Annotated in this window: 17 protein-coding genes and 1 tRNA gene; 15 read left to right on the forward strand and 3 right to left on the reverse strand. The window is 58.5% G+C overall.

Annotation, left to right across the window (positions count from 1 at the left end; translation table 11 throughout):
- Positions 1-270: 270 nt before the first annotated feature.
- The 4 genes from ACP7BN_RS19070 (at position 271) to ACP7BN_RS19085 (ending at position 6,440) form a co-directional block, all read left to right on the forward strand.
- Positions 271-2,193: a PrkA family serine protein kinase gene (locus tag ACP7BN_RS19070; protein ID WP_420647209.1), complete on the forward strand. Its 1,923-nt coding sequence runs from the start codon at positions 271-273 to the stop codon at positions 2,191-2,193.
- Positions 2,194-2,313: 120 nt separating this feature from the next.
- Complete coding sequence (locus tag ACP7BN_RS19075; RefSeq protein ID WP_426205643.1) at positions 2,314-3,585, forward strand: YeaH/YhbH family protein; 1,272 nt, start codon at positions 2,314-2,316, stop codon at positions 3,583-3,585.
- Positions 3,582-5,153, forward strand: coding sequence for a SpoVR family protein (locus ACP7BN_RS19080; RefSeq protein WP_420647211.1), 1,572 nt, complete (start codon positions 3,582-3,584; stop codon positions 5,151-5,153). Before ACP7BN_RS19075 ends, ACP7BN_RS19080 begins: the two co-directional genes overlap by 4 nt.
- Positions 5,154-5,216: 63 nt before the next feature.
- Positions 5,217-6,440, forward strand: a complete 1,224-nt coding sequence (locus ACP7BN_RS19085) for a multifunctional CCA addition/repair protein (protein ID WP_426205644.1) — start codon at positions 5,217-5,219, stop codon at positions 6,438-6,440.
- A 37-nt stretch (positions 6,441-6,477) separates the two neighbouring features.
- Here the strand turns inward: ACP7BN_RS19085 and folK are convergent, their stop codons facing one another.
- Complete coding sequence (folK, locus tag ACP7BN_RS19090) at positions 6,478-6,993, reverse strand: 2-amino-4-hydroxy-6-hydroxymethyldihydropteridine diphosphokinase (RefSeq protein WP_420647213.1); 516 nt, start codon at positions 6,991-6,993, stop codon at positions 6,478-6,480.
- Positions 6,984-7,340 carry a dihydroneopterin aldolase gene (gene folB, locus ACP7BN_RS19095; protein WP_426205645.1) on the reverse strand — a complete coding sequence of 119 codons (357 nt, stop codon included), beginning with the start codon at positions 7,338-7,340 and terminating at the stop codon, positions 6,984-6,986. The genes folK and folB overlap by 10 nt, the downstream gene beginning before the upstream one ends.
- 74 nt (positions 7,341-7,414) lie before the next feature.
- On the opposite strand from folB, the gene plsY reads away from it, so the two are divergent.
- Complete coding sequence (gene plsY, locus ACP7BN_RS19100) at positions 7,415-7,984, forward strand: glycerol-3-phosphate 1-O-acyltransferase PlsY (RefSeq protein ID WP_426205646.1); 570 nt, start codon at positions 7,415-7,417, stop codon at positions 7,982-7,984.
- Positions 7,985-8,007: 23 nt separating this feature from the next.
- On the opposite strand, the gene tsaD is transcribed toward plsY, so the two are convergent.
- On the reverse strand, positions 8,008-9,033 hold the full coding sequence (tsaD, locus tag ACP7BN_RS19105; protein ID WP_426205647.1) for a tRNA (adenosine(37)-N6)-threonylcarbamoyltransferase complex transferase subunit TsaD: 1,026 nt from the start codon (positions 9,031-9,033) through the stop codon (positions 8,008-8,010).
- A gap of 202 nt (positions 9,034-9,235) precedes the next feature.
- Here tsaD and rpsU point away from each other — a divergent pair, with 202 nt between their 5' ends.
- The 10 genes from rpsU (at position 9,236) to pqqF (ending at position 24,883) form a co-directional block, all read left to right on the forward strand.
- Positions 9,236-9,451 (forward strand): 30S ribosomal protein S21, encoded by a 216-nt coding sequence (rpsU, locus tag ACP7BN_RS19110; protein WP_002551877.1) that lies wholly within the window; start codon positions 9,236-9,238, stop codon positions 9,449-9,451.
- A gap of 483 nt (positions 9,452-9,934) precedes the next feature.
- The gene (gene dnaG, locus ACP7BN_RS19115) at positions 9,935-11,908 is read left to right on the forward strand and encodes a DNA primase (protein ID WP_426205715.1); all 1,974 of its coding nucleotides are present in this window, start codon (positions 9,935-9,937) and stop codon (positions 11,906-11,908) included.
- A gap of 67 nt (positions 11,909-11,975) precedes the next feature.
- The gene (gene rpoD / locus ACP7BN_RS19120) at positions 11,976-13,820 is read left to right on the forward strand and encodes an RNA polymerase sigma factor RpoD (RefSeq protein ID WP_420647218.1); all 1,845 of its coding nucleotides are present in this window, start codon (positions 11,976-11,978) and stop codon (positions 13,818-13,820) included.
- A 124-nt stretch (positions 13,821-13,944) separates the two neighbouring features.
- Positions 13,945-17,691, forward strand: coding sequence for a bifunctional diguanylate cyclase/phosphodiesterase (locus ACP7BN_RS19125; RefSeq protein ID WP_426205648.1), 3,747 nt, complete (start codon positions 13,945-13,947; stop codon positions 17,689-17,691).
- Between the two features lie 15 nt (positions 17,692-17,706).
- A tRNA-Ile gene (locus tag ACP7BN_RS19130) sits at positions 17,707-17,783 on the forward strand.
- Positions 17,784-18,281: 498 nt separating this feature from the next.
- On the forward strand, positions 18,282-19,277 hold the full coding sequence (locus tag ACP7BN_RS19135; protein ID WP_426205649.1) for an Abi family protein: 996 nt from the start codon (positions 18,282-18,284) through the stop codon (positions 19,275-19,277).
- A 46-nt stretch (positions 19,278-19,323) separates the two neighbouring features.
- Positions 19,324-19,785, forward strand: coding sequence for an Lrp/AsnC family transcriptional regulator (locus ACP7BN_RS19140; RefSeq protein ID WP_426205650.1), 462 nt, complete (start codon positions 19,324-19,326; stop codon positions 19,783-19,785).
- Between the two features lie 146 nt (positions 19,786-19,931).
- On the forward strand, positions 19,932-21,614 hold the full coding sequence (locus tag ACP7BN_RS19145) for a flavin monoamine oxidase family protein (protein ID WP_426205651.1): 1,683 nt from the start codon (positions 19,932-19,934) through the stop codon (positions 21,612-21,614).
- Positions 21,615-21,626: 12 nt separating this feature from the next.
- Positions 21,627-22,421 (forward strand): carbon-nitrogen hydrolase family protein, encoded by a 795-nt coding sequence (locus ACP7BN_RS19150; protein ID WP_426205652.1) that lies wholly within the window; start codon positions 21,627-21,629, stop codon positions 22,419-22,421.
- A gap of 38 nt (positions 22,422-22,459) precedes the next feature.
- On the forward strand, positions 22,460-24,883 hold the full coding sequence (gene pqqF / locus ACP7BN_RS19155) for a pyrroloquinoline quinone biosynthesis protein PqqF (RefSeq protein ID WP_426205653.1): 2,424 nt from the start codon (positions 22,460-22,462) through the stop codon (positions 24,881-24,883).

Consider the following 24,883-nt stretch of genomic DNA (forward strand, 5'->3'; position numbering starts at 1 on the left):
TCCTGCGGGCTTGGCGGTGGCAGACGAACGGTCTGCCACAACTAATTACGTATCTCGCCTTTACCTCCCGAATTCCCAACTATCCTTAAGCCCAGGCCATCCAAATCAGGGGAGAGCCGGTACACCGGCGCGCGGGTCATCGGGAGTAGCTTTCGGGGTTGTCTGCTTCGAAAGAGTTCTGGGGGGTAAACAACTGTCGTCAAAAACGACTGTTGCCAGCATCGACTGAGTGATCCGGCGTCGGCTCCACGTATCGAGCGAGGTGACGTCATGAGTATCTTTAGCCACTTCCAACAACGCTTCGAGTCCACACGCCAGGAAGAACTCTCGCTGCAGGAGTACCTGGAGCTGTGCAAAAAAGACCGGAGCGCCTACGTTTCTGCCGCCGAGCGTCTGTTGCTGGCCATCGGTGAACCGGAGCTCCTCGACACCTCGACCAACTCGAGGCTGTCGCGAATCTTTTCCAACAAGGTGATCCGTCGCTATCCGGCCTTTGAAGACTTCCACGGGATGGAAGAATGCATCGACCAGATCGTGTCGTATTTCCGCCATGCTGCTCAGGGCCTGGAAGAAAAGAAACAGATCCTCTATCTGCTCGGTCCCGTCGGTGGCGGTAAGTCGTCGCTGGCCGAGAAGCTCAAACAGCTGATCGAGAAAGTGCCGTTCTACGCGATCAAGGGTTCGCCGGTCTTCGAATCGCCTCTGGGTCTGTTCAACGCCACTGAAGATGGCGCGATCCTCGAGGAAGACTTCGGCATTCCGAAACGCTACCTGAACACCATCATGTCGCCATGGGCGACCAAACGCCTGGCCGAATTCGGCGGCGACATCAGCCAGTTCCGCGTGGTCAAGCTGTACCCGTCGATCCTCAATCAGATCGCCGTCGCCAAGACCGAACCGGGTGACGAAAACAACCAGGACATCTCGGCGCTGGTGGGCAAGGTCGATATCCGCAAACTCGAAGAATATCCACAGAACGACGCCGACGCTTACAGCTATTCGGGCGCGCTGTGCCGGGCCAACCAGGGCCTGATGGAATTCGTCGAAATGTTCAAGGCACCGATCAAGGTGCTGCACCCACTGCTGACTGCGACTCAGGAAGGCAACTACAACAGTACAGAAGGTCTGGGCGCGATTCCGTTCACCGGGATCCTGCTGGCCCACTCCAACGAATCGGAGTGGCACACCTTCCGCAACAACAAGAACAACGAAGCGTTCATCGACCGGATTTACATCGTCAAAGTGCCGTACTGCCTGCGTGTAAGCGACGAGGTAAAAATCTACGACAAGTTGCTGTTCAACAGCTCGCTGGCCAAAGCGCATTGCGCGCCTGACACCCTGAAAATGCTCGCGCAGTTCACCGTGCTTTCGCGCCTGAAAGAGCCGGAAAACTCCAACATCTACTCGAAGATGCGCGTGTACGACGGCGAAAACCTCAAAGACACCGATCCGAAGGCCAAGTCGATTCAGGAATACCGCGACTCGGCGGGTGTTGACGAAGGCATGAATGGCCTGTCAACGCGCTTCGCCTTCAAGATTCTGTCCAAGGTGTTCAACTTCGATCCGCATGAAATCGCCGCCAACCCGGTGCACCTGCTGTATGTGCTGGAGCAGCAAATCGAGCAAGAGCAGTTCCAGGCTGAGACTCGCGAGCGCTATCTGCGATTCCTCAAGGAATACCTGGCTCCGCGCTATATCGAATTCATCGGCAAGGAGATCCAGACCGCTTACCTCGAGTCCTACAGCGAATACGGCCAGAACATCTTCGACCGCTACGTGCTGTACGCAGACTTCTGGATTCAGGATCAGGAATACCGCGATCCGGAAACCGGCGAGATTCTCAACCGCGTCGCGCTCAACGAGGAACTGGAGAAGATCGAAAAACCGGCCGGCATCAGCAATCCGAAGGATTTCCGCAACGAGATCGTCAACTTCGTGTTGCGCGCCCGGGCCAACAACAACGGCAAAAACCCGACCTGGCTCAGCTACGAAAAACTGCGAGTGGTCATCGAGAAGAAAATGTTCTCGAACACCGAGGATCTGCTGCCGGTCATCAGCTTCAATGCCAAGGCCAGCAAAGAGGATCAGCAAAAGCACAACGACTTCGTCACACGAATGGTCGAACGTGGCTACACCGACAAACAGGTACGGCTTCTTTCCGAGTGGTACCTACGGGTACGGAAGTCGCAGTGAGGCAGCAGCGAGCTACTGGCTGCAAGCGGCAAGAAGAATGCGCGTAAACCCCGGTTTCCGGGTAACGGCTTCTACTTGCAGCTTGCGGCTCACAACTTGAAGCTGCCCGGAGGGCCACCCATGAGCTATGTGATCGACCGACGTCTGAATGGCAAGAACAAGAGCACGGTGAACCGTCAGCGCTTTTTGCGACGCTATCGTGACCACATCAAGAAGGCTGTCGAAGAGGCGGTCAGCCGCCGCTCCATTACCGACATGGAGCACGGTGAACAGATCAGCATTCCCGGTCGCGACATCGACGAACCGGTGCTTCATCACGGGCGCGGAGGCAAGCAGACAGTCGTTCATCCGGGCAACAAGGAATTTACCGCCGGGGAACACATCGCCCGTCCACCGGGAGGCGGTGGTGGGCGCGGTCCGGGCAAGGCCGGCAATTCCGGCGAAGGCATGGACGAGTTCGTCTTCCAGATCACCCAGGAAGAATTCCTCGAATTCATGTTCGAAGACCTCGAACTGCCGAATCTGGTGAAACGCAATCTCACCGGCACGGACACCTTCAAGACCGTACGCGCCGGCATCAGCAACGAGGGCAACCCATCCCGGATCAACATCATCCGCACGTTGCGCTCGGCGCATGCGCGACGTATTGCATTGTCCGGCAGCAGCCGCAAAAAATTGCGTGAAGCGAAAGAAGAACTTGCCCGACTGAAACGCGAAGAACCCGACAATTTCGGCGACATTCAAGAGCTGGAAACGGAAATCGAGAAGCTCAGCGCGCGCATCCATCGGGTGCCGTTCCTCGACACGTTCGACCTGAAATACAACCTGCTGATCAAGCAGCCGAACCCCAGCTCCAAAGCGGTAATGTTCTGCCTGATGGACGTTTCCGGTTCGATGACCCAGGCCACCAAGGACATCGCCAAACGTTTCTTCATCCTGTTGTACCTGTTCCTCAAACGTAACTACGACAAGATCGATGTTGTGTTCATTCGCCACCACACCAGCGCCCGGGAAGTCGACGAGGAGGAGTTTTTCTACTCACGGGAAACCGGCGGCACCATCGTTTCCAGCGCCCTGAAACTGATGCAAGAGATCATGGCTGAGCGCTACTCGAGCAACGAGTGGAACATCTACGCCGCCCAGGCTTCCGACGGCGACAACTGGAATGACGACTCGCCGATCTGCCGCGACATCCTGATCAACCAGATCATGCCGTTTGTGCAGTACTACACTTACGTGGAGATCACCCCGCGCGAACATCAGGCCTTGTGGTACGAATACGAGCGCATAGCCGAAGCCTTTTCTGACACTTTTGCCCAGCAGCAACTGGTCTCGGCCGGGGATATCTATCCGGTCTTCCGTGAACTCTTCCAGCGCAGGTTAGTGCCATGACCGCCAAAACCGCCAAAGAGCAGAAGCGCCAACCGATTTCCACTGGCTCTGAATGGACGTTCGAGCTGATCCAGGCCTACGACCGCGAAATCGCGCGTATCGCGGCTGGCTACGCGCTGGATACTTATCCCAACCAGATTGAAGTGATCACCGCCGAACAGATGATGGACGCCTACGCATCAGTCGGCATGCCGCTCGGTTATCACCATTGGTCCTACGGCAAACACTTCCTCAGCACCGAAAAATCCTACAGTCGCGGACAGATGGGGCTGGCCTACGAGATTGTGATCAACTCGGACCCGTGCATCGCCTATTTGATGGAAGAAAACACCATTTGCATGCAGGCACTGGTGGTGGCTCACGCGTGCTATGGCCATAACAGCTTCTTCAAGGGCAACTACCTGTTTCGCACCTGGACTGACGCCAGCTCGATCATCGATTACCTGGTGTTCGCCAAGCAGTACATCATGCAGTGCGAGGAACGCCACGGCATCGATGCGGTGGAGGACTTGCTCGACTCATGCCATGCCTTGATGAACTACGGGGTCGACCGCTACAAACGTCCGTATCCGATTTCCGCCGAAGAAGAACGGCGCCGGCAAAAAGATCGCGAAGAACACCTGCAGAAACAGATCAACGACCTGTGGCGCACGATCCCCAAAGGCGCGGACAAATACAGCGACAAGGACAACGCCCGCTTCCCCGCCGAGCCGCAGGAAAACATCCTGTATTTCATCGAGAAGCACGCACCGCTGCTGGAGCCGTGGCAACGCGAGATCGTGCGCATCGTGCGCAAGATCGCTCAGTATTTCTACCCGCAACGCCAGACTCAGGTGATGAACGAAGGCTGGGCAACGTTCTGGCATTACACGTTGATGAACGACCTGTACGACGAAGGCCTGGTCACCGATGGCTTCATGATGGAGTTCCTCACCTCGCACACCAGCGTGGTGTTTCAGCCTGGCTTCGACAGCCCGTACTACAACGGCATCAACCCGTACGCACTGGGTTTTGCCATGTACCGCGACATTCGGCGCATGTGCGAAGAACCTACCGATGAGGATCGCCACTGGTTCCCGGATCTGGCCGGTTCCGACTGGTTGTCGAGCATCAAGTTCGCCATGAGCAGCTTCAAGGATGAGAGTTTCATCCTGCAGTACCTGTCACCCAAGGTGATCCGTGACCTGAAGCTGTTCAGCATTCTCGATGACGACCAGAAGGATGACTTGTTGGTGCCAGCGATTCATGACGAGCCCGGTTACCGGATCATTCGTGAAACCCTGGCAGCGCAATACAACCTCGGCAATCGCGAACCCAACGTGCAGATCTACAGCATCGACCGCCGCGGTGATCGTTCTCTGACCCTGCGCCACCAGCAACATGACCGCAAGCCGCTGGGCGAATCCACCGAGGAAGTACTCAAACACCTGCACCGGTTGTGGGGCTTCGATATTCATCTGGAAACCCTGCAAGGCGACCAGATCATGAAAACCCACCACGTTCCACCGCGCAGTGAACACGGCGAAGGCGATTACGGCCGACTCGACCTGGCCGTAATTCATCTTTGATCCGGTTCCGGCCTCCGCAAATCCGATGCAAGGGTTATCCTGTCGGGCTTACGGAGGTTTTTCATGCAGATTTATAAAGTCGGCGGCGCGGTCCGCGATCGCCTGCTGGGCAAACCGGTCACCGACATCGACTGGGTCGTGGTCGGCGCTACGGCGGAAGAGATGCTCGCTAAAGGCTTTCGTCCGGTGGGTGCGGATTTTCCGGTGTTCCTTCATCCGAAAACCGGCGAGGAATATGCCCTCGCCCGCACCGAGCGCAAAAGCGGTCGCGGTTATGGCGGGTTCACTTTTCACGCCAGTCCCGAAGTCACCCTCGAAGAAGACCTGATCCGCCGCGACCTGACCATCAACGCCATGGCCGAGGATGATCAGCAGAATCTGACCGACCCCTATCATGGCCGACGCGATCTGGATGATCGGGTATTGCGCCACGTTTCTCCGGCGTTCGCCGAAGATCCGCTGCGAGTGTTGCGTGTTGCGCGCTTCGCTGCTCGTTATGCAGGACTGGGATTTACCGTCGCGCCCGAGACGCTTGAGCTGATGCGCGAGCTGAGCGAATCCGGTGAGCTTGAGGCGCTGACCGCTGAGCGTAGCTGGAAGGAAATTTCCCGAGCACTGATGGAAGATCAGCCGCAGGTATTCATTCAGGTGTTGCGCGACTGCGGCGCGCTGAAAGTGCTGATGCCAGAGGTCGACGCGTTGTTCGGCGTGCCACAACCGGAAATCCATCATCCGGAAATCGATAGCGGGATTCACACGTTGAGCGTGCTCGAGCAATCGGCGCTGCATAAACAACCGCTGACAGTGCGCTGGGCCTGCTTACTGCACGACCTCGGTAAAGGCCTGACGCCGGAAGAACACTGGCCACGGCATATCGCGCATGAGCACACAGGCCTGAAGCTGATCAAAGCAGTCAATGAGCGCTTCAAGGCGCCGAAAGACTGTCAGGAATTGGCACTACTGGTTGGTCAGTATCACACCCATGGCCATCGCGCCCTGGAGCTGAAAGCTTCGACTTTGCTGGAGTTGCTGCAGAGCTTTGACGTTTATCGCCGACCCCAGCGGTTTGAGGAGTTTATTGTCGCCTGTGAGATGGATGCTCGGGGACGTAAAGGACTGGAGCAGCGCAGTTATCCACAGGCGGATTATCTGCGTGGCGCGGCGAATGCTGCACGTGGCGTGGCGGTGCAGCCGTTGCTGGAGAAGGGTTTCAAAGGGCCGGAGTTGGGCGAAGCGCTGAAACGTGAACGGCTCAAGGCGTTGAAGGCTTACAAAGAGCGCGCATGAGGCAAGATCAAAAGCTCGCAGGCTGCGAGCTTTTGTTTTAAATGTTTGCCGGGGTCAATTGCTCGCCGCGCCACTCGAACGCTACCGGCGCCAGCACCTGATCGATCTGCGCTTCGGCCCACAACGTTGCGAAGCTTTTTCCCACGCCCGGGTGTACTCGATCCGGCGCAATCAGCGACAACGGCCACAGCACAAAGGCGTTCTTCAGAATTTCTGCACGCGGCAGGAGCAATCCGTCGAAGTTGCCCGCCAGATCGCCATACAGCAGTACATCGATATCCAGCGGCAAACCCTTGCGATCCGGCGCATAACGCCCGTTATCCGCCTCAATGAATTTCAAGCGGCGATCCAGTTCCATCAACGGCAGGTCGGTAAACGCCGACACCACGAAGTTGAAGAACGGACCGCTCTTGATCCCCACTGGCTGACTCTCGAATACCGCCGAACAGCGGATATCCACCAGAAACGTCGCCAATGCATCAAGACCTGCCCGCAAATGAGTTTCGCGCTCGATATTGCTACCGAGCCCGAGGTAGACCTGAGTCAGCGACATCCGCGCTCGATCTCCACACCTACACCACCCTTGGCGGCAGGCACTGCACCAGGCTTGGTCAGCTTGAGTCGCACCCAAGTGATCTTGAATTCGCTCATCAGCACTTCAACCAGGCGCTCGGCGAACGTCTCGACCAGTTGAAACTGCGCCTGCTCGGCAAAGGCCTGAATCCGCGCGGATACACTGGCGTAGTCGAGCGCCAGGGTCAGGTCGTCACCGGCTGCGGCCGGGCGATTATCCCAGGCGAAGCTCAGATCAAGACGCAGGCACTGTCGGATGCCGCGTTCCCAGTCGTAGGCACCGATCACGGTGTCGACTTCCAGGCCCTCGATAAACACTCTGTCCAAGCCTTTTTCTCCGTTGCACGACAAGGGCGCGATGCGCCGTTAGAATCAGGGCGTCCTCGCCCGGAATAGTTAGCATGTTTTGGTCACTGGCGATTCTCGCCTACCTGCTCGGCTCGCTGTCCTTCGCCATTTTGCTCAGCCGCCTGACCGGAAACCCGGATCCGCGAATGAGTGGCTCGGGCAATGCCGGCGCTACCAACATGCTGCGCCTGGTCGGCCGCAAACTCGCCATCCTGACCCTGCTCGGTGATCTGTGCAAAGGCCTGCTGCCGGTGCTGCTCGCTTCGGCAATCGGCCTGTCGCTGCAGGATCAGGCGTGGATCGGCGTGTGCGCCGTGATCGGTCACCTGTTCCCGTTGTACTTCCGCTTTCGCGGTGGCAAAGGCGTCGCCACGGCGGCCGGCATGCTGCTGGGCCTGTATCCACCCGCCGCGCTGCTCGCCGTGTGCGTCTGGCTGCTGACGTTTTACCTGACCCGCACCAGCTCGCTGGCAGCACTCATCGCTACGCCACTGACCCTGCCGCTATTTGCGTGGCAGGAGCCTGCGGCGCTGTTGCCGATGAGCGCGCTCACGCTGCTGATCGTATGGCGCCACCGCGGCAATCTACGCGACCTGTTTGCCGGGCGCGAACGGCATTTTTAAATACCGCCCATACGCCCCGCTCATCACAGCGGCGACAGCTGCTCCATCGGCCAGCGCGCCTGCACGCTGATCGCCAGGCTTTCCTGCTGACCGGCCTGCAAGCGCTGGCATCCGGCAAACGCGATCATCGCGCCATTGTCGGTGCAGAACTCCGGACGGGCGTAAAACACCTCGCCGTGCATGCCGCCGAGCATTTTTTCCAGCGAAACCCGCAGTGCCTTGTTGGCGCTGACGCCGCCAGCGATCACCAGACGCTTCATGCCAGCCTGCTTGAGGGCACGCTTGCACTTGATGGTCAAAGTCTCCACCACGGCCTGCTGGAACGCCAGAGCGATGTCGCAACGGGCTTGCTCGCCGTCGTCCTCGGCGCTGACACATTGCTGCCAAGTGTTCAGAGCAGAGGTTTTCAGGCCACTGAAGCTGAATTCCAGACCCGGGCGATCGCACATCGGACGCGGGAAGGTGAAACGTCCGGCAACGCCCTGCTCCGCCAGCTTGGCGATTTCCGGCCCGCCCGGATAATTGAGGCCCATCATCTTCGCGGTCTTGTCGAACGCTTCGCCCGCTGCGTCATCCAGGGTCTCACCGAGCAGGGTGTATTGGCCGATGCCATCGACCTGCACCAGCTGTGTATGACCACCGGAGACCAACAAAGCGACGAACGGGAATTCCGGCGGTTTTGGCTCGAGCATTGGCGCCAGCAAATGGCCTTCCATGTGATGCACGCCGAGCGCTGGAATGCCCCAGGCAAACGCCAGCGCTTGAGCGCAGGAAGCACCCACCAGCAACGCGCCAACCAGGCCAGGACCCGCGGTGTAGGCGATGGCGTCGATCTCGGTCGGCACGCAGTCGGCCTCGGCCAGCACCTGCCGGATCAAGGGCAACATGCGCTTGACGTGATCTCGCGAGGCCAGCTCCGGCACCACGCCACCATAGGCGCGATGCAGGTCGATCTGGCTGAATAGTGCATCGGCCAGCAGACCGCGCTCACTATCGTATAAAGCGACACCGGTTTCGTCGCAGGAGGTTTCTAATCCCAGTACTAGCATGGGTTTGCGCCTTGTTTAGGCTGACTTCGAAGGCGCGCATAATAGTCCTCGAGTGGTGCCCCGACCAGCGGTTTTCGATCAGAGGCTTTGCATTCCGGTCAATGAGGGGTTAACATCCGCAACCCTTAAAAACCGACGACCTCAGCCGCGAATTTTTTGCGACGAGAACGTTGATCCCGGTAATGAAAGAAGGTAGCTCTGGATGCCAGCCGTCAAAGTTAAAGAGAACGAACCCTTCGACGTAGCTCTGCGTCGTTTCAAGCGCTCCTGCGAAAAAGCCGGTGTACTGGCTGAAGTTCGTAGCCGCGAATTTTACGAGAAGCCAACTTCTGAGCGTAAGCGTAAAGCAGCAGCCGCTGTTAAGCGTCACGCCAAGAAAGTTCAGCGCGAACAGCGCCGCGCCGTTCGTCTGTACTAATACACAGACGATCGTAGCAAGCTTCTGCCAAGCCCGGCCCTCAGCCGGGCTATTGGCATTTGCGGATATCGCTTGATGCTTCATCGTCGACGCCGCACACGCGACCGAGACAAATCTGCTTCACCACGTCAGACCTGGCTTTTTTGCCAGCGGTGCACGTCTTTTCTGACGAGTCTTTCAAGGCTACTGACGAGCACACCCACTGATTCCTCTTACGACGATCAGCCCAAGGCACCTGTTTGCGTGCCCGCTTTATGAGCTATCCGGGGCCACACACTGGCCAACAGCGGATTCAGCGCAATACTTTCAAACAGTCGAAAACTGATCGGCATTAACGTCAGTGGATTTTCGGCAGATACACTTCCCGACAGCGATTACGCAACCGACACCGGTCAAGCCGCAGCTTTTGCGCGCTTCACGCAAGCTACCGTGTCCGCTCGCCTTTCGCATCGGACTTATTGCAGCGCAGACGACGAGAACGCCATGGCCGGGCTAATTCCCCAGAGCTTCATTGACGACCTTCTGAACCGCACCGACATCGTCGACGTGGTCAGCTCGCGTGTGCAGCTGAAAAAAGCCGGCAAGAACTACACCGCCTGCTGCCCGTTTCACAAAGAGAAAACTCCATCGTTCAGCGTCAGCCCCGACAAGCAGTTCTACTACTGCTTCGGCTGCGGCGCGGGCGGCAATGCCCTCGGCTTTCTCATGGATCACGATAACCTGGATTTCCCTCAGGCAATCGAAGATCTGGCGAAAGCTGCCGGCATGGAGATTCCGCGCGAAGAAAGTGGTCGCGCGCACAAACCGCGACAGCCGACTGATTCGCCGCTGTACCCGTTACTGACCGCGGCCGCTGATTTTTACCGACAGGCGCTCAAGAGCCATCCATCACGTAAAGCTGCTGTGGATTATTTGAAAGGTCGCGGCCTGACCGGCGAGATCGCGCGGGATTTCGGTCTCGGTTTCGCTCCGCCGGGCTGGGACAATCTGTTCAAGCACCTGAGCAGCGACACCTTACAGCAGAAAGCCATGGTCGACGCCGGCCTGCTGATCGAAAACGCCGAAACCGGCAAACGCTATGACCGCTTTCGCGATCGCGTGATGTTCCCGATCCGCGATTCCCGGGGCCGGATCATTGCCTTCGGTGGTCGCGTCCTCGGCGACGACAAGCCGAAGTACCTGAACTCGCCGGAAACTCCGGTATTCCATAAAGGCCAGGAACTCTATGGCCTGTATGAAGCACGCAAAAACAATCGCAACCTCGACGAAATCATTGTCGTCGAAGGTTATATGGACGTTATCGCCCTGGCCCAGCAAGGCCTGCGCAATGCCGTCGCAACGCTGGGTACCGCTACCAGCGAAGAACACCTGAAACGCCTGTTCCGCGTAGTGCCGAACGTATTGTTTTGCTTCGACGGCGACCAAGCGGGCCGAAACGCCGCCTGGCGCGCGCTGGAGGCAACACTGCCGAGCCTGCAGGACGGGCGCCGTGCGCGCTTTCTGTTTCTGCCCGAAGGCGAAGATCCGGACACACTGGTGCGCTCCGAGGGCACCGACGCATTCCGTGCGCGGATCAACCAGCATGCGCAGCCGCTGGCAGATTATTTCTTCCAGCAATTGACCGAAGAAGCCGACCCGCGCTCGCTCGAAGGCAAGGCGCACATGGCGACGCTGGCAGCACCGCTGATCGACAAGGTGCCCGGCGCCAACCTGCGTATTCTGATGCGCCAGCGCCTGACCGAGATCACTGGATTGAGCAGTGAAACCGTCAGTCAGCTGGCCCAGAGCGCGCCACAGCATGCGCCGCCCGCTTACGATCCAGGCATCGATTACGACGCAATGCCGGATTACAGCGACTACCATCAGCCGCAGGCGCAAGACATGTACGCGCCGCAGCAGGAATGGACGCCAAAGAAACCCGGCGCCGGCGGCAAGAAATGGGACAAGAAGCCCTGGGACAAAAACGGCAAGCGCGGGGGCGATCAGCAACATCCTCCTCGCACCAAGATCGGCGTTGAAGCCCCAATGTTCACGGCGATTCGCACTCTGATTCACCACCCGCACATGGCGGCCAGGGTGGACAGCGCCAATCACTTTGCGAACGAGGCCAACACCTACGCGCAGTTGCTGGTGGCGCTGATCGAGGCGTTACAGAAAAATCCTAAGCTAAACTCAATTCAGCTGATGGCACGCTGGCACGGTACCGATCAGGGACGTCTGCTCAAGGCGCTAGCGGAAAAGGAATGGCTGATTGACGGCAATAACCTTGAACAACAGTTTTTAGACACCATTACTAGGTTATCTGCCGGCCAACACACACAAAACCTGGACGATCTCATCAGAAAGGCGAACGACCCAGGATTGACCGCGGAACAAAAAATGCAGATAGCAAATCAGATGCGCGACCTTTTAAAAAATAGTGTTTCCGCATCAAACCCGACCTCAACTGGCGCGTGAGGTCATAGCTCAGGTATAATCCTCGGCTTGTTTTTTGCCCGCCAAGACCTTCAGTGGATAGGGTGTTATGTCCGGAAAAGCGCAACAGCAGTCTCGTATCAAAGAGTTGATCACATTAGGTCGTGAGCAGGGTTACCTGACTTACGCAGAGGTCAATGACCACCTGCCGGAGGATATTTCAGATCCGGAACAGGTGGAAGACATCATCCGCATGATTAATGACATGGGGATCAACGTATTCGAGGCTGCGCCAGATAAGGATTCCCTTATGCTGGCCGACGCCGACACCGACGAGGCCGCTGCGGAAGAAGCAGCAGCCGCGTTGGCAGCAGTGGAGACCGATATCGGTCGTACCACTGACCCTGTGCGCATGTATATGCGTGAAATGGGTACGGTCGAGCTTCTGACACGCGAAGGCGAAATCGAAATCGCCAAGCGTATCGAAGAGGGCATCCGTGAAGTGATGGGCGCAATTGCGCACTTCCCAGGCACGGTTGACCACATACTCTCCGAGTACACCCGCGTAACCACCGAAGGTGGCCGCCTCTCTGACGTCCTGAGCGGTTATATCGACCCGGACGACGGTATCGCGCCACCTGCTGAAGTGCCGCCGCCAGTCGAGGCGAAAGCCGCGAAGGCCGACGACGACACCGAAGAGGACGACGCCGAATCTTCCGATGACGAAGAAGAAGCCGAAAGCGGTCCGGACCCGGTTATCGCTGCACAGCGCTTTGGCGCTGTCGCCGATCAGATGGAAGTTGCCCGCAAGGCGCTGAAGAAGAACGGTCGCAACAACAAGGCAACGACTGCCGAGTTGGCGCTGCTGGCCGAACTGTTCATGCCGATCAAACTGGTGCCGAAGCAATTCGAAGGCCTGGTCGAGCGTGTTCGCAGTGCCTTGGATCGTCTGCGTCAGCAAGAGCGCGCGATCATGCAGCTGTGTGTACGTGATGCACGTATGCCGCGTACCGATTTCCTGCGCCAGTTCCCGGGCAACGAAGTCGACGAAAGCTGGTCCGACGGCCTGGCCAAAGGCAAGAGCAAATACGCCGAAGCCATTGGTCGCGTGCAACCGGACATCGTTCGTTGCCAGCAAAAGCTGATCGCGCTGCAAACCGAAACCGGTTTGACCATCGCTGAAATCAAGGACATCAACCGTCGCATGTCGATCGGCGAGGCCAAGGCCCGCCGCGCGAAGAAAGAGATGGTTGAAGCCAACTTGCGTCTGGTGATCTCGATCGCCAAGAAGTACACCAACCGTGGCCTGCAATTCCTCGATCTGATCCAGGAAGGCAACATTGGCTTGATGAAAGCGGTAGACAAGTTCGAATACCGTCGTGGTTACAAGTTCTCGACTTATGCCACCTGGTGGATCCGTCAGGCGATCACTCGCTCGATCGCCGACCAGGCCCGCACCATCCGTATTCCGGTGCACATGATCGAGACGATCAACAAGCTCAACCGCATTTCCCGGCAGATGTTGCAGGAAATGGGTCGCGAACCGACCCCGGAAGAGCTGGGCGAACGCATGGAAATGCCTGAGGACAAGATCCGCAAGGTATTGAAGATCGCTAAAGAGCCGATCTCCATGGAAACCCCGATCGGTGATGACGAAGACTCTCATCTGGGTGACTTCATCGAAGACTCGACCATGCAGTCGCCAATCGATGTCGCCACTGTCGAGAGCCTTAAAGAAGCGACTCGCGACGTACTGTCCGGCCTCACTGCCCGTGAAGCCAAGGTACTGCGCATGCGTTTCGGTATCGACATGAACACCGACCACACACTCGAAGAAGTGGGCAAACAGTTTGACGTAACGCGTGAGCGGATCCGTCAGATCGAAGCCAAGGCGCTGCGCAAGCTGCGCCACCCGACGCGAAGCGAGCATCTGCGCTCCTTCCTCGACGAGTGATACCAGAACCCCCGGCCCAGGCCGGGGGTTTTGTTTATGTGGCAGATTAAATCCCTCGCAACCCCCTCCCCGTGCATACCCCGTCTACACTCGAAACATTCCCCCGAGCCATAACGAGACCGTTATGCCCAGACTGCCGACCGTGCTTTTTTTGCTGTCGCTGATGACCTGGACCGCAACGGCTGGCGCGCTGACTCTGACCGACGAAGAACGTAGCTGGCTGACGGCCCACCCGGACTTGCGCCTGGGTGTCGACGCATCGTGGCCGCCCTTCGAGTTTCGCGACGACCAGAACCGCTATCAGGGTTTGGCGGCGGACTATATCGACGTGATTCGCCAGCGCCTGGCGATCAAGCTCACGCCAATAGAACCGGTAAGCTGGACGGTGGTGCTGGAACAGGTCAAGAAGGGCCAGATCGACCTGCTTCCGGGAATCATGTCCACCCCTGAACGCCAGAACTACTTGTCCTTTACCCGCCCTTATCTGGATTTCCCGATTGTCATCCTCGCCCATGTCGGCGGCCCACAACCGCGCAAGATCGAAGACCTGTACGGCCTGAAGATCGCCGTGGTCGAGAACTACGCGCCACATGAACTGCTGCGCACCCACCATCCCGACCTGAATCTGGTGGCCATGCCCAATGTCAGCTCGGCATTGCAGGCGCTGGCCACCGACGAAGTCGATGCAGTGGTCGGCGATCTGGCCTCCAGCGTCTGGAGCCTGCGCCAGCTCAAGCTCGATGGGCTGTATGTCAGCGGCGAAACCCCATATCGCTATCAACTGGCGATGGGCGTGCCACGCGAGAACAAGATGTTGGTGGGGATTCTCGACAAAATTCTGGCCGACATGTCGCCGGAGGAAATCAGCAGCATTCAGGAACACTGGGTGGGCAACGTCCTCGATCATCGGACATTCTGGTCTGATCTGTTGGTATACGGCTTGCCGGGCCTGTTGCTGCTGATGATCATCCTGGCGGTGGTAATCCGCATCAACCGGCGCCTGAGTTCGGAAATCGCCCGGCGCATCGACCTCGAACAGGAACTGCGCAGCAGCGAATACCACTATCGCGGGCTGGTGGAGAGTCTGTCGGCCATTGCCTGGGAAGCGCGCATCAGCGATTTCACCTACAGCTATGTGTCACCTCACGCTGAGGAGTTGCTCGGATATCCACTGTCGCATTGGCTGATCCCGGGCTTCTGGCGCAACATCATTCACCCGGCGGATCTGACCCGCGCCCAGAGTTTCTGCGATCACGAAGTGCTGGCCGGGCGCGATCACAGTCTCGATTACCGTGTGATCACCGCTGATGGCCGCTGCCTGTGGGTGCGCGACATCGTCAGCCTGATCGAGCATGGTCACGAACCGGTGATGCGCGGCTTGATGATCGACATCAGCGAAACCAAGCGCACCGAGGAAGCCCTGCGCTTGTCCGAACAGAAGTTCGCCTCGGTGTTCCAGCAATGCCCGGACATTCTGGTGATCGCGCGGCTGTCCGACGGTTGTCTGCTGGAGGTCAACAAGGCCTTCGAAGAACAGATCGGCCTCAAAGCCGAGGATGTAATCGGCGAGACCGCCACCAATCTGAATATCTGGGGCATTCCCGGCGTCGGTCCGGGGCTGTTGCAGCGCTTGCAGGCCGGCAGCATCCGCAACCTGGAGATGCCCTTTCGCCGCAACAATGGCCAGTTGTTCACCGGGCTGATCTCCGCCGAGCCGTTCGACCTCGACACTACGCCGGCGCTGGTAGTGGTGGTGCGCGACATCACGCCGCTCAAGGAAACCCAGCAGCAGTTGCAAACCTCCGAGGAGAAGTTCGCCAAGGCGTTCCACGCCTCGCCCGACGGTTTGCTGCTGTCGCGCCAGCGCGATGGGCTGCTGCTGGAGGTCAATGAAGGGTTTAGCCGCATTACCGGCTTCAACAGCGCCATGTCGGTGGATCGCTCGGCGCTGGATCTAGGGATCTGGGTCAACCTCAATGAGCGCAAACAGATGCTCGACCTGCTGCACCGCGACGGTTTCGTGCGCGACTTCACCTGCCACATTCGCCGCAGCGACGGGCAGATTCGCCTGTGCGAGGTGTCTGCGCGGCCGCTGCCGATCGGCGATGAAGACTGCATGCTGACCATCGCCCGCGACATCACCGAACGGCACTTGATGCAGGAAAAACTGCAACAGGCCGCAACCGTTTTTGAAAGCACTGCCGAGGGCGTGTTGATCACCGACACGCAACAACACATCAGCGCGGTCAATCGCGCGTTCACTGAAATCACCGGCTACAGCGAAAGCGAAGCACTCGGCCACACCCCGCGCTTGCTTGCCTCCGGGCTGCACGACAGCGCCTTCTACGCTGCGATGTGGCATCAATTGACCGACGAAGGTCACTGGCAAGGCGAGATTTCCAACCGGCGCAAGAACGGCGAGCTGTACCCGAGCTGGCTGACCATCAGCGCGGTGCGCAACCGCGACAAATTCATCACCCACTTCGTCGCGGTATTCGCCGATATTTCCAGCCTCAAACACGCGCAGGCCAAACTCGACTATCAGGCCCATCACGACCCACTGACTGGCCTGCCGAACCGCACGCTGTTCGAAAGCCGTTTGCAGATGGCGCTGAACAGCCAGCAGGAAAATGGTGGTCAGGGCGCCGTGTTGTTCCTCGATCTCGACCGTTTCAAACACATCAATGACAGCCTCGGCCACCCGGTCGGCGACCTGCTGCTCAAAGGCATCGCCGTGCGCCTCAAAGAGCAGCTGCGCGACATCGATACCGTCGCACGATTGGGCGGCGACGAGTTCATCATCCTGCTGCCCGGTTTGCAGCAGGCCAGCGACGCTGACAACATCGCCACCAAACTGCTGAACTGCTTCGGCGCGCCGTTCCAGGCGGGCGAGCACGAGTTCTTTATCAGCGCGAGTATCGGCACCAGCCTGTATCCGCGCGACGGCTGTGACGTCGCCACGCTGGTGAAAAATGCCGACGCGGCGATGTACCGCTCCAAAGCCAAAGGCCGCAACCGGGTCGAGAGCTACACCCGCGACCTCACCGCCCAGGCCAGCGAACGTGTGGCACTGGAACACGAGCTGCGCCGGGCCATTGAACGCGACGAACTGTTTCTCTATTACCAACCGAAAATCAGTCTCGATGACCACAGCCTGGTCGGTGCCGAAGCGTTGATTCGCTGGCGTCACCCGACCTTCGGCGATGTACCGCCGGAGCACTTTATCCCGCTCGCCGAAGAGAACGGCATGATCCTGCAGATCGGCGATTGGGTGCTCGAAACTGCGTGTCGGCAAATGTTCGAGTGGGGCCAGGTCTACGAACCCCTCGGCCCGCTCTCGGTAAACCTCGCCGGTGCGCAACTGCGCCAGCCGAATCTGCTCGGGCGCATCGAACAACTGCTCAAGGACAACCGCCTGCGGCCGGATTTACTGCAACTGGAAATTACCGAAAACTTCATCATGAGCCAGGCCGAGGAAGCGCTGGCGGTGCTGCATCAGCTCAAACACCTCGGCGTGCAACTGGCGATCGACGACTTTGGCACTGGCTATTCTTCACTCAGTTACCTCAAACGCCTGCCGCTGGACATCCTCAAGATCGACCAGTCTTTCGTCCGCGGATTACCGGACGACCCACACGACGCGGCAATTGTGCGCGCCATCATCGCCTTGGGCCGGAGCATGCAATTCACCGTAATTGCCGAAGGCGTAGAGACTCAGGCACAGCAACAATTCCTCGCTGCCGAAGGCTGCGAACAGATCCAGGGCTACATCGTCAGCCTGCCCCTGCCCCCCGAAGAATTCGCCGCCACGTTTCTGCGTATTACAGTATCGGATTATTCGGATAGCACAGCCGAGAAACCATCGCTATAATCCGCGGCCTACTGAGGGCCTATAGCTCAGTTGGTTAGAGCAGAGGACTCATAATCCTTTGGTCCACGGTTCAAATCCGTGTGGGCCCACCAAACAATGAAAAAGCCGCGCAAATGCGCGGTTTTTTTTGCCTGATTGTTTGTCCGTTCCGGTGTTGGCGAGCGCAATGCTCGGAAGATTGCCGCGATGACTGTAGGAAGGTTCTGAAGCTGTGTGTTGGAAGGCTTTAGCGTCTTGTTGGCGTTTTCTTTAGCGGGATATTCTCCATAGGTCGCTGCATATCAGCGGTCAGCCTTGGAAACCAGTGAGCCCGGAGACCCGCAGCGGTTGCAATCTTGTTATGGCGGCTGCGCGTAGAACGCCTTCGAACGCGCCGGATCCTGGTTTCCGCTTTCCAGCCACTCGAATAAACCAGACCGCAAACCCTCCATGAGAAATCAGGTATTTCCGCCTATCCACCGCTTAGCAAAAAACTTGCAAAACAGGGCGGTTGTACCTAGTCTTGCCCGCAACATACCCGCCATGCCTATGGTTGCGTCAGCAGCTAAGCACAAATTGAGCGGGTTTTTTTTGCCCGGAGATTTTAGGGCATGAGAGTTTTTCAGAAGCCGGTCATCGACATCCCTGCGCAAATCGTATTGCTCAAGCAACGAGGATTGCGGATACAGGACGAATCTAGAGCCCACTGCTTTCTACAGGTCGTGAGCTACTTTCGTCTCACTCCCTATATGCGCACTTTCCAGCAGACGGAGGATCACGATCACCCTTTTCGCCAAGGTGCCGGTTTCAGAGATCTAACGAGACTCTACGATTTTGACCGTCGATTACGATTGCTTGTCATGGATGCAATCGAACGTGTCGAAGTGGCCGTTCGCTCCTTGATCAGCAATCATATGGGGCCTCTCCATGGGGGGCACTGGTATGTAAATGCTCAACTCTTTCAGCACACCTATGATCACGCTCGGCTGTTGGAAACCATCAATGCCAAACAGCTTGCGGCCAAGCGCGATTATGAAAAGGATTGTCAACGAATCGACCGATTACAAACCGGCGAGCAGCGCAAGAGCCAACTAAAGCGTCAGCGCGCCAGAGAAAGCTATGCGCGTCACTATCCAGTCAACTACGACAAACCCTCTCTGATGCCCGGATGGGCCATGCTCGAAGAACTTACCTTGGGGGATTTATCACATCTCTTCAAAGGGCTTTCCCGAGATGCTGATAAAAAAGCTATCGCTCGACGTCTAGGATTGCCTGCGCCACTGCTGCTGTCATGGATGCATACACTGACCACCATCCGAAACATATGCGCTCACCACGCAAGATTGTGGAATCGCGAACTGGGGATCCGGCCGGAGCTACCCAGGAAGCCCTCATTCGCATGGCCAGCAGCACTGGTTCAGGATGGCCATCATCCGAGGATTTTCCCCGTGCTTTGCATACTCAATCATTTGACGCGCCAAGTAAGCCCGCACACCCGTTGGGGTTTCCGATTGCATGAATTGACACGCGAGTTTCCCGAGGTAGATCAGCGAGCCATGGGGTTTCCGAAGGATTGGCTCCAAGACCCGTTCTGGCATTGCGATTGAGCCTGTAACATGCCGCTCCATTGAACCGCCCCCATGGAGAAGCTCCTTGCCTGACATCCGCCCCCCCGTGCTTGATGAAATCGACCGTCAGTTGATTGCTGCCCTGCAGATCAATGCCCGTGAAAGCGTGGCGATGCTGGCCCGGCAGTTGGGGATCGCCCGCACAACAGTCACCTCGCGGCTGGCACGTCTGGAAAAAGCCAAGGTCATCACTGGTTATGGCGTGCGTCTTGGCCAGCGGGTGGTCGATGGCGGGTTGCAGGCGTATGTCGGGATCAAGGTGCAGCCGCGCTCCGGCAAGGAAGTGCTGCGCCGGCTCAGTGCGATGGCGCAGGTGCAGCAGCTGTGTGCGGTGAGTGGCGAGTTTGATTATGTGGCGTGGTTGCGCACCGATTCGCCGGAGCAGCTGGATCAACTGCTGGATCAGATCGGCACCGTTGATGGGGTAGAGAAGACTACGACCTCGATCATTCTCAGCAGCAAAATTGATCGCGGACAGCCAGTCTGACCAGATCAATCGTCTAATTGCAGCATCAACCGACAAATAGACGACACATTGCGTCTTATTAACGTGTTCTACGCTCCCTAGAATGGCTGGCATCTTTTCCTATACTCAGACGCGCATTCCGCGTCGGGTCGCCAGCAAGGTCAGCCATGAACAAGAATAATCGCCATCCTGCAGACGGTAAAAAACCGGTGACCATTTTCGGCCCGGATTTCCCTTTCGGGTTTGACGACTGGATTGAACACCCGGCCGGTCTCGGCAGCATTCCTGAGCACAACCATGGCGCCGAAGTGGCGATTGTCGGCGCGGGCATTGCCGGTCTGGTGGCGGCTTATGAGCTGATGAAACTTGGCTTGAAGCCTGTGGTTTATGAAGCATCGAAGCTTGGTGGGCGTCTGCGCTCGCAAGCCTTTAACGGCACCGACGGCATTGTCGCTGAGCTCGGCGGCATGCGTTTCCCGGTGTCGTCCACAGCGTTCTATCACTACGTCGACAAACTCGGTCTTGAGACGAAGCCCTTCCCCAACCCGTTGACGCCGGCGTCGGGCAGCACCGTGATTGATCTGGAAGGCAAAACCCATTACGCACAGAAACTGGCGGATCTTCCTGCATTGTTTCAGGAAGTGGCTGACGCCTGGGCCGACGCACTGGAAGCCGGATCGCAATTTGCCGACATCCAGCAAGCGATCCGCGAGCGCGACGTGCCACGCCTGAAAGAGCTGTGGAACACCCTCGTTCCGCTGTGGGACGACCGCACTTTCTACGACTTCGTTGCGACCTCCGAAGCCTTCGCCAAGCTGTCGTTCCATCATCGCGAAGTGTTTGGCCAGGTCGGTTTCGGTACCGGCGGCTGGGATTCGGACTTCCCCAACTCGATGCTGGAAATCTTCCGCGTGGTGATGACCAACTGCGACGATCACCAGCACTTGGTGGTCGGCGGCGTCGAACAAGTCCCGCAAGGCATCTGGCGTCATGTGCCAGAGCGCTGCGTACATTGGCCAGAAGGCACCAGCCTCAAGTCGCTGCACCGTGGCGCGCCGCGCTCCGGGGTGAAGAAAATCGCCCACGCGCCCGACGGACGTTTCGCCGTTACCGACAATAACGGTGATACCCGTGAATACGCCGCCGTGCTGACGACTTGCCAGAGCTGGCTGCTGACCACGCAAATCGAATGCGACGAAACTCTGTTCTCGCAAAAGATGTGGATGGCCCTCGACCGCACCCGTTATATGCAGTCGTCGAAGACCTTCGTGATGGTCGACCGGCCGTTCTGGAAGGACAAGGATCCGGAAACCGGCCGCGACCTGATGAGCATGACCCTCACTGATCGCCTGACCCGCGGCACTTACCTGTTCGACAATGGCGACGACAAACCGGGCGTGATCTGCCTGTCTTACTCGTGGATGAGCGATGCGCTGAAAATGCTTCCGCATCCGGTGGAAAAACGTGTCGAGCTGGCGTTGAACGCGCTGAAGAAGATCTACCCGAAAGTCGACATCGCCGCGCGCATCATCGGCGACCCGATCACCGTGTCGTGGGAAGCCGATCCGCACTTCCTCGGTGCCTTCAAAGGCGCCCTGCCCGGCCACTATCGCTACAACCAGCGCATGTACGCGCACTTCATGCAGGACGACATGCCGGCCGAGCAACGCGGGATTTTCATTGCCGGCGACGATGTTTCGTGGACGCCAGCATGGGTCGAAGGCGCGGTGCAGACTTCGCTCAATGCGGTGTGGGGGATCATGAAGCATTTCGGTGGTTCGACACATAAAGAGAACCCGGGCCCGGGTGATGTGTTCAAAGACATCGGCCCTATCGCCCTGCCCGAGTAAGAGGAATCCCCGATGCGTGTAGCCCTTTACCAATGTCCACCGCTGCCACTGGAACCCGCCGCCAACCTGCAACGCTTGCATCAATTGGCGATGGAGGCCAAGGGCGCCGACCTGTTGGTGCTGCCGGAGATGTTCCTGACCGGCTACAACATCGGCACAGAAGCGGTCAGCACTTTGGCCGAGGTCTACAACGGTGAATGGGCGCAGCAAATCGGACGGATCGCCAAGGCTGCCGGTCTGGCGATCGCTTACGGTTATCCGGAAAGGACCGCCGACGGACAGATCTACAACGCCGTGCAGTTGATCGACGCGCACGGCGAGCGGCTGTGCAATTACCGCAAGACGCACCTGTTCGGCGATCTTGACCGCTCGATGTTCAGCGCCGGCGAGGACGACTTCCCCATCGTTGAACTCAACGGCTGGAAAATCGGCTTCCTGATTTGCTACGACATGGAGTTCCCGGAGAACACCCGGCGTCTGGCACTGGCCGGCGCCGAGCTGATTCTGGTGCCGACGGCGAACATGATTCCGTTCGATTTCGTCGCCGATGTCACCGTGCGCTCCCGCGCCTTCGAGAACCAATGTTATGTGGCCTACGCCAACTACTGCGGGCACGAGGGCGACATTCATTACTGCGGCCAAAGCAGCATCGCCGCACCGGATGGCAGCCGTATCGCTCAGGCCGGACTCGACGAAGCGTTGATCGTCGGTGAGCTGGATCGCCAGTTGATGCTCGACTCGCGCGCGGCCAATCGCTACCTGCACGACCGTCGCCCCGAACTTTACGCCGCGCTCAACCAGCGCTAATCCGCTAGCATTGGCACTTCACTGTTCTGGAAGTGCCCATGCCTGCGCCGATCACCCCTCGCCCCCATTATGAAACCCTGGCCAACGGCTTGCGCGTGACCTTGCGTCATATACCGAGTCTGAAGCGTAGCGCGGCTGCATTGCGGGTGGCTGCCGGTAGCCATGACGTGCCTTTGGCGTGGCCGGGGCTGGCGCATTTTCTTGAGCATTTGCTGTTTCTCGGCACTGAGCGGTTTCCTGCAGATGAGGCGCTGATGGCCTACGTGCAAGGTCACGGCGGGCAGGTGAATGCCAGCACTCGCGAGCGCACCACTGATTTCTTTTTCGAACTGCCGCCAGCGTCCTTCAGCGGCGGATTGCAGCGTCTGTCAGACATGCTCGCGCATCCGCGTATGAATCTGGACGATCAGTTGCGCGAACGTGAGGTGCTGCACGCGGAGTTCGTCGCCTGGTCGCAGGATGTGGCGGCGCAGCAACAGTTTGCGTTGTATGACGGTTTGAGCGCGGCGCATCCGTTGCGCGGTTTTCATGCGGGGAATCGAGACAGCCTGGCGGTGCAGGACGCGGAATTTCAGCAGGCGCTGAAGGACTTTCATCAGCAGTTTTATCGCACCGGGCAAATGACGTTGAGTCTGGCGGGGCCGCAGAGTCTGGAAGAACTGCGCGACTTGGCGGAGCAGTTTGCGGCTGCGCTGCCGGTTGGGGATAAGTTGCCGCAACAGCCTGCGCTGCCATTGATGAACGGCTCGGCGAAAAGTTATCAACAGGTGGCCACGCGTCGGGTTGACTGGCTGTTTGCCTTCGAAGCGTTGCCGGAATCGTCTGCCGAGGCGCTGGGGTTTCTTTGCCACTGGTTGAACAGCGCAAAACCTGGCGGCCTGATGGCGCACTTGCGGCAACGGACGCTGGCTGACGGTTTGAAAGCCACGCCGTTGTATCAGTTTGACGGGCAGGCGTTGGTGCATCTGGAGTTCACTTCGGCACCCGAGGCAGCCGAGGCCCTGCGTGAACATCTACTCGATTGGCTGAGCTTCTTCTCCGCTCAGCAAGACTGGACGCCGCTGCGTAAAGAACATGCAGCTCTGCTCGCCTGTCAGCAGCAAGTCAGCGGCGCGCTGCAACTGGTGCGGTTCGAACAATGCGACAGCGCTCTGACCGAAGCAGGCTTTGCTGCCCTGAAACACATCCTCCGCGAATTCGGCACTGTGGATAACTTCAGCGCCCATTGGCATCTGCCCGCCGCCAACCCGTTCTTGCGATCCGACGAACCGCTGGCTAACGCCGGGCTGATTCGTGGGCAAACCAGCGCCCACCGAGGCCTGCGCACCTTTGCTCAGGATCGATCGCGCAACCGTCGTGAACGTTCGCCAATGCAGTTCAGCCAGGCGTTGCCGGATAACGGCGTTGAAGGCGCGGTGTATCTGCGCTGGCAGCTCGAGTCGGCGGCTACGACTGAGCTGCAAGCGACTCTGCAACGCAATCTGCGTGAGGTCAGTGAGGATGCACGTCAGGCCGGGGTCGAATTGTCTCTCAGCCTCACTGGCATACAGTGGCTGCTGAAGTTGACCGGTTTGCAGGAGCCGATGCCCAGCGTCCTCGAGCATGCGCTGAAAAGTCTGACGCAGGCTGATGCCGATTCTGTGCACGCCGAGCCAGAAATCCCGCTGATGCCGATCCGACAACTGCTCAAGGCATTGCCGGATCAATGCTTACCAGCCAGCGAATGCTCCGACGACGCCACACACCTGTGGACAACTTCGCGCTGGGACGGCCTCGCCCTCGGCCTCAGCCCGCAAACCCAGTCAGCGATGGGGCTGGCGCTGAGTCGCATTCCCGGCGTACCAGACAACCTGTTGCCACCGCTGCCCGCGATCAACGGGCCGCACCTGTGGCGCCACATTGAGACGGTCTCCTCCAGCGAACACGCGCTACTGCTGTTCTGCCCAACCGCCAGCCGCGAGATCACGGACGAAGCCGCATGGCGCCTGCTTGCGCATCTGTTTCAGACGCCGTTCTATCAGCGCCTGCGCGTTGAGTTGCAATTGGGCTACGCGGTGTTCAGCGGATTGCGGCAGATTTACGGCCAGACGGGACTGATATTCGGTGTGCAGTCGCCGAGCACCACACCTGCGGAGTTGCTCGGACACATTGAGAAATTCATCAACGAGCTGCCATCGCTGATCGACAACCTCGACGACCTCAGCTTCAACCAACACCGCCAGGCGCTGGCCACCCAATTCGACGACTGCGCCCTGTCCAACAAAGACGCCGCCGAATTGCACTGGCAGGCCAAACTTGCCGGCCACTCGTCGGATTACCTGCCTTCGCTGGTCGCAGCGATAAAGCAACTGGAACCTCCTGCATTGCTCAGCGCTGTACAACGCCTGATCCGCGCCGATGGCGCCTGGCTCTGCCTCGCCACCAGCTCTTCGCCAGGCACACCATGGCAAGCGCCAAAATGA

Origin of the sequence: Pseudomonas sp. TWP3-1 (assembly GCF_049896625.1) — a bacterium.
GTDB lineage: Bacteria > Pseudomonadota > Gammaproteobacteria > Pseudomonadales > Pseudomonadaceae > Aquipseudomonas.

What these genes read in the sequence shown, in the direction of transcription:
- ACP7BN_RS19135 (WP_426205649.1), top strand. Translation starts at nt 18,282, where the DNA reads ATGAGAGTTTTTCAGAAGCCGGTCATCGACATCCCTGCGCAAATCGTA.
- ACP7BN_RS19075 (WP_426205643.1), top strand. Translation starts at nt 2,314, where the DNA reads ATGAGCTATGTGATCGACCGACGTCTGAATGGCAAGAACAAGAGCACG.
- ACP7BN_RS19080 (WP_420647211.1), top strand. Translation starts at nt 3,582, where the DNA reads ATGACCGCCAAAACCGCCAAAGAGCAGAAGCGCCAACCGATTTCCACT.
- tsaD (WP_426205647.1), bottom strand. Translation starts at nt 9,033, where the DNA reads ATGCTAGTACTGGGATTAGAAACCTCCTGCGACGAAACCGGTGTCGCT.
- ACP7BN_RS19145 (WP_426205651.1), top strand. Translation starts at nt 19,932, where the DNA reads ATGAACAAGAATAATCGCCATCCTGCAGACGGTAAAAAACCGGTGACC.
- ACP7BN_RS19125 (WP_426205648.1), top strand. Translation starts at nt 13,945, where the DNA reads ATGCCCAGACTGCCGACCGTGCTTTTTTTGCTGTCGCTGATGACCTGG.
- ACP7BN_RS19070 (WP_420647209.1), top strand. Translation starts at nt 271, where the DNA reads ATGAGTATCTTTAGCCACTTCCAACAACGCTTCGAGTCCACACGCCAG.
- ACP7BN_RS19085 (WP_426205644.1), top strand. Translation starts at nt 5,217, where the DNA reads ATGCAGATTTATAAAGTCGGCGGCGCGGTCCGCGATCGCCTGCTGGGC.
- rpoD (WP_420647218.1), top strand. Translation starts at nt 11,976, where the DNA reads ATGTCCGGAAAAGCGCAACAGCAGTCTCGTATCAAAGAGTTGATCACA.
- rpsU (WP_002551877.1), top strand. Translation starts at nt 9,236, where the DNA reads ATGCCAGCCGTCAAAGTTAAAGAGAACGAACCCTTCGACGTAGCTCTG.
- plsY (WP_426205646.1), top strand. Translation starts at nt 7,415, where the DNA reads ATGTTTTGGTCACTGGCGATTCTCGCCTACCTGCTCGGCTCGCTGTCC.
- pqqF (WP_426205653.1), top strand. Translation starts at nt 22,460, where the DNA reads ATGCCTGCGCCGATCACCCCTCGCCCCCATTATGAAACCCTGGCCAAC.
- folK (WP_420647213.1), bottom strand. Translation starts at nt 6,993, where the DNA reads ATGTCGCTGACTCAGGTCTACCTCGGGCTCGGTAGCAATATCGAGCGC.
- dnaG (WP_426205715.1), top strand. Translation starts at nt 9,935, where the DNA reads ATGGCCGGGCTAATTCCCCAGAGCTTCATTGACGACCTTCTGAACCGC.
- ACP7BN_RS19150 (WP_426205652.1), top strand. Translation starts at nt 21,627, where the DNA reads ATGCGTGTAGCCCTTTACCAATGTCCACCGCTGCCACTGGAACCCGCC.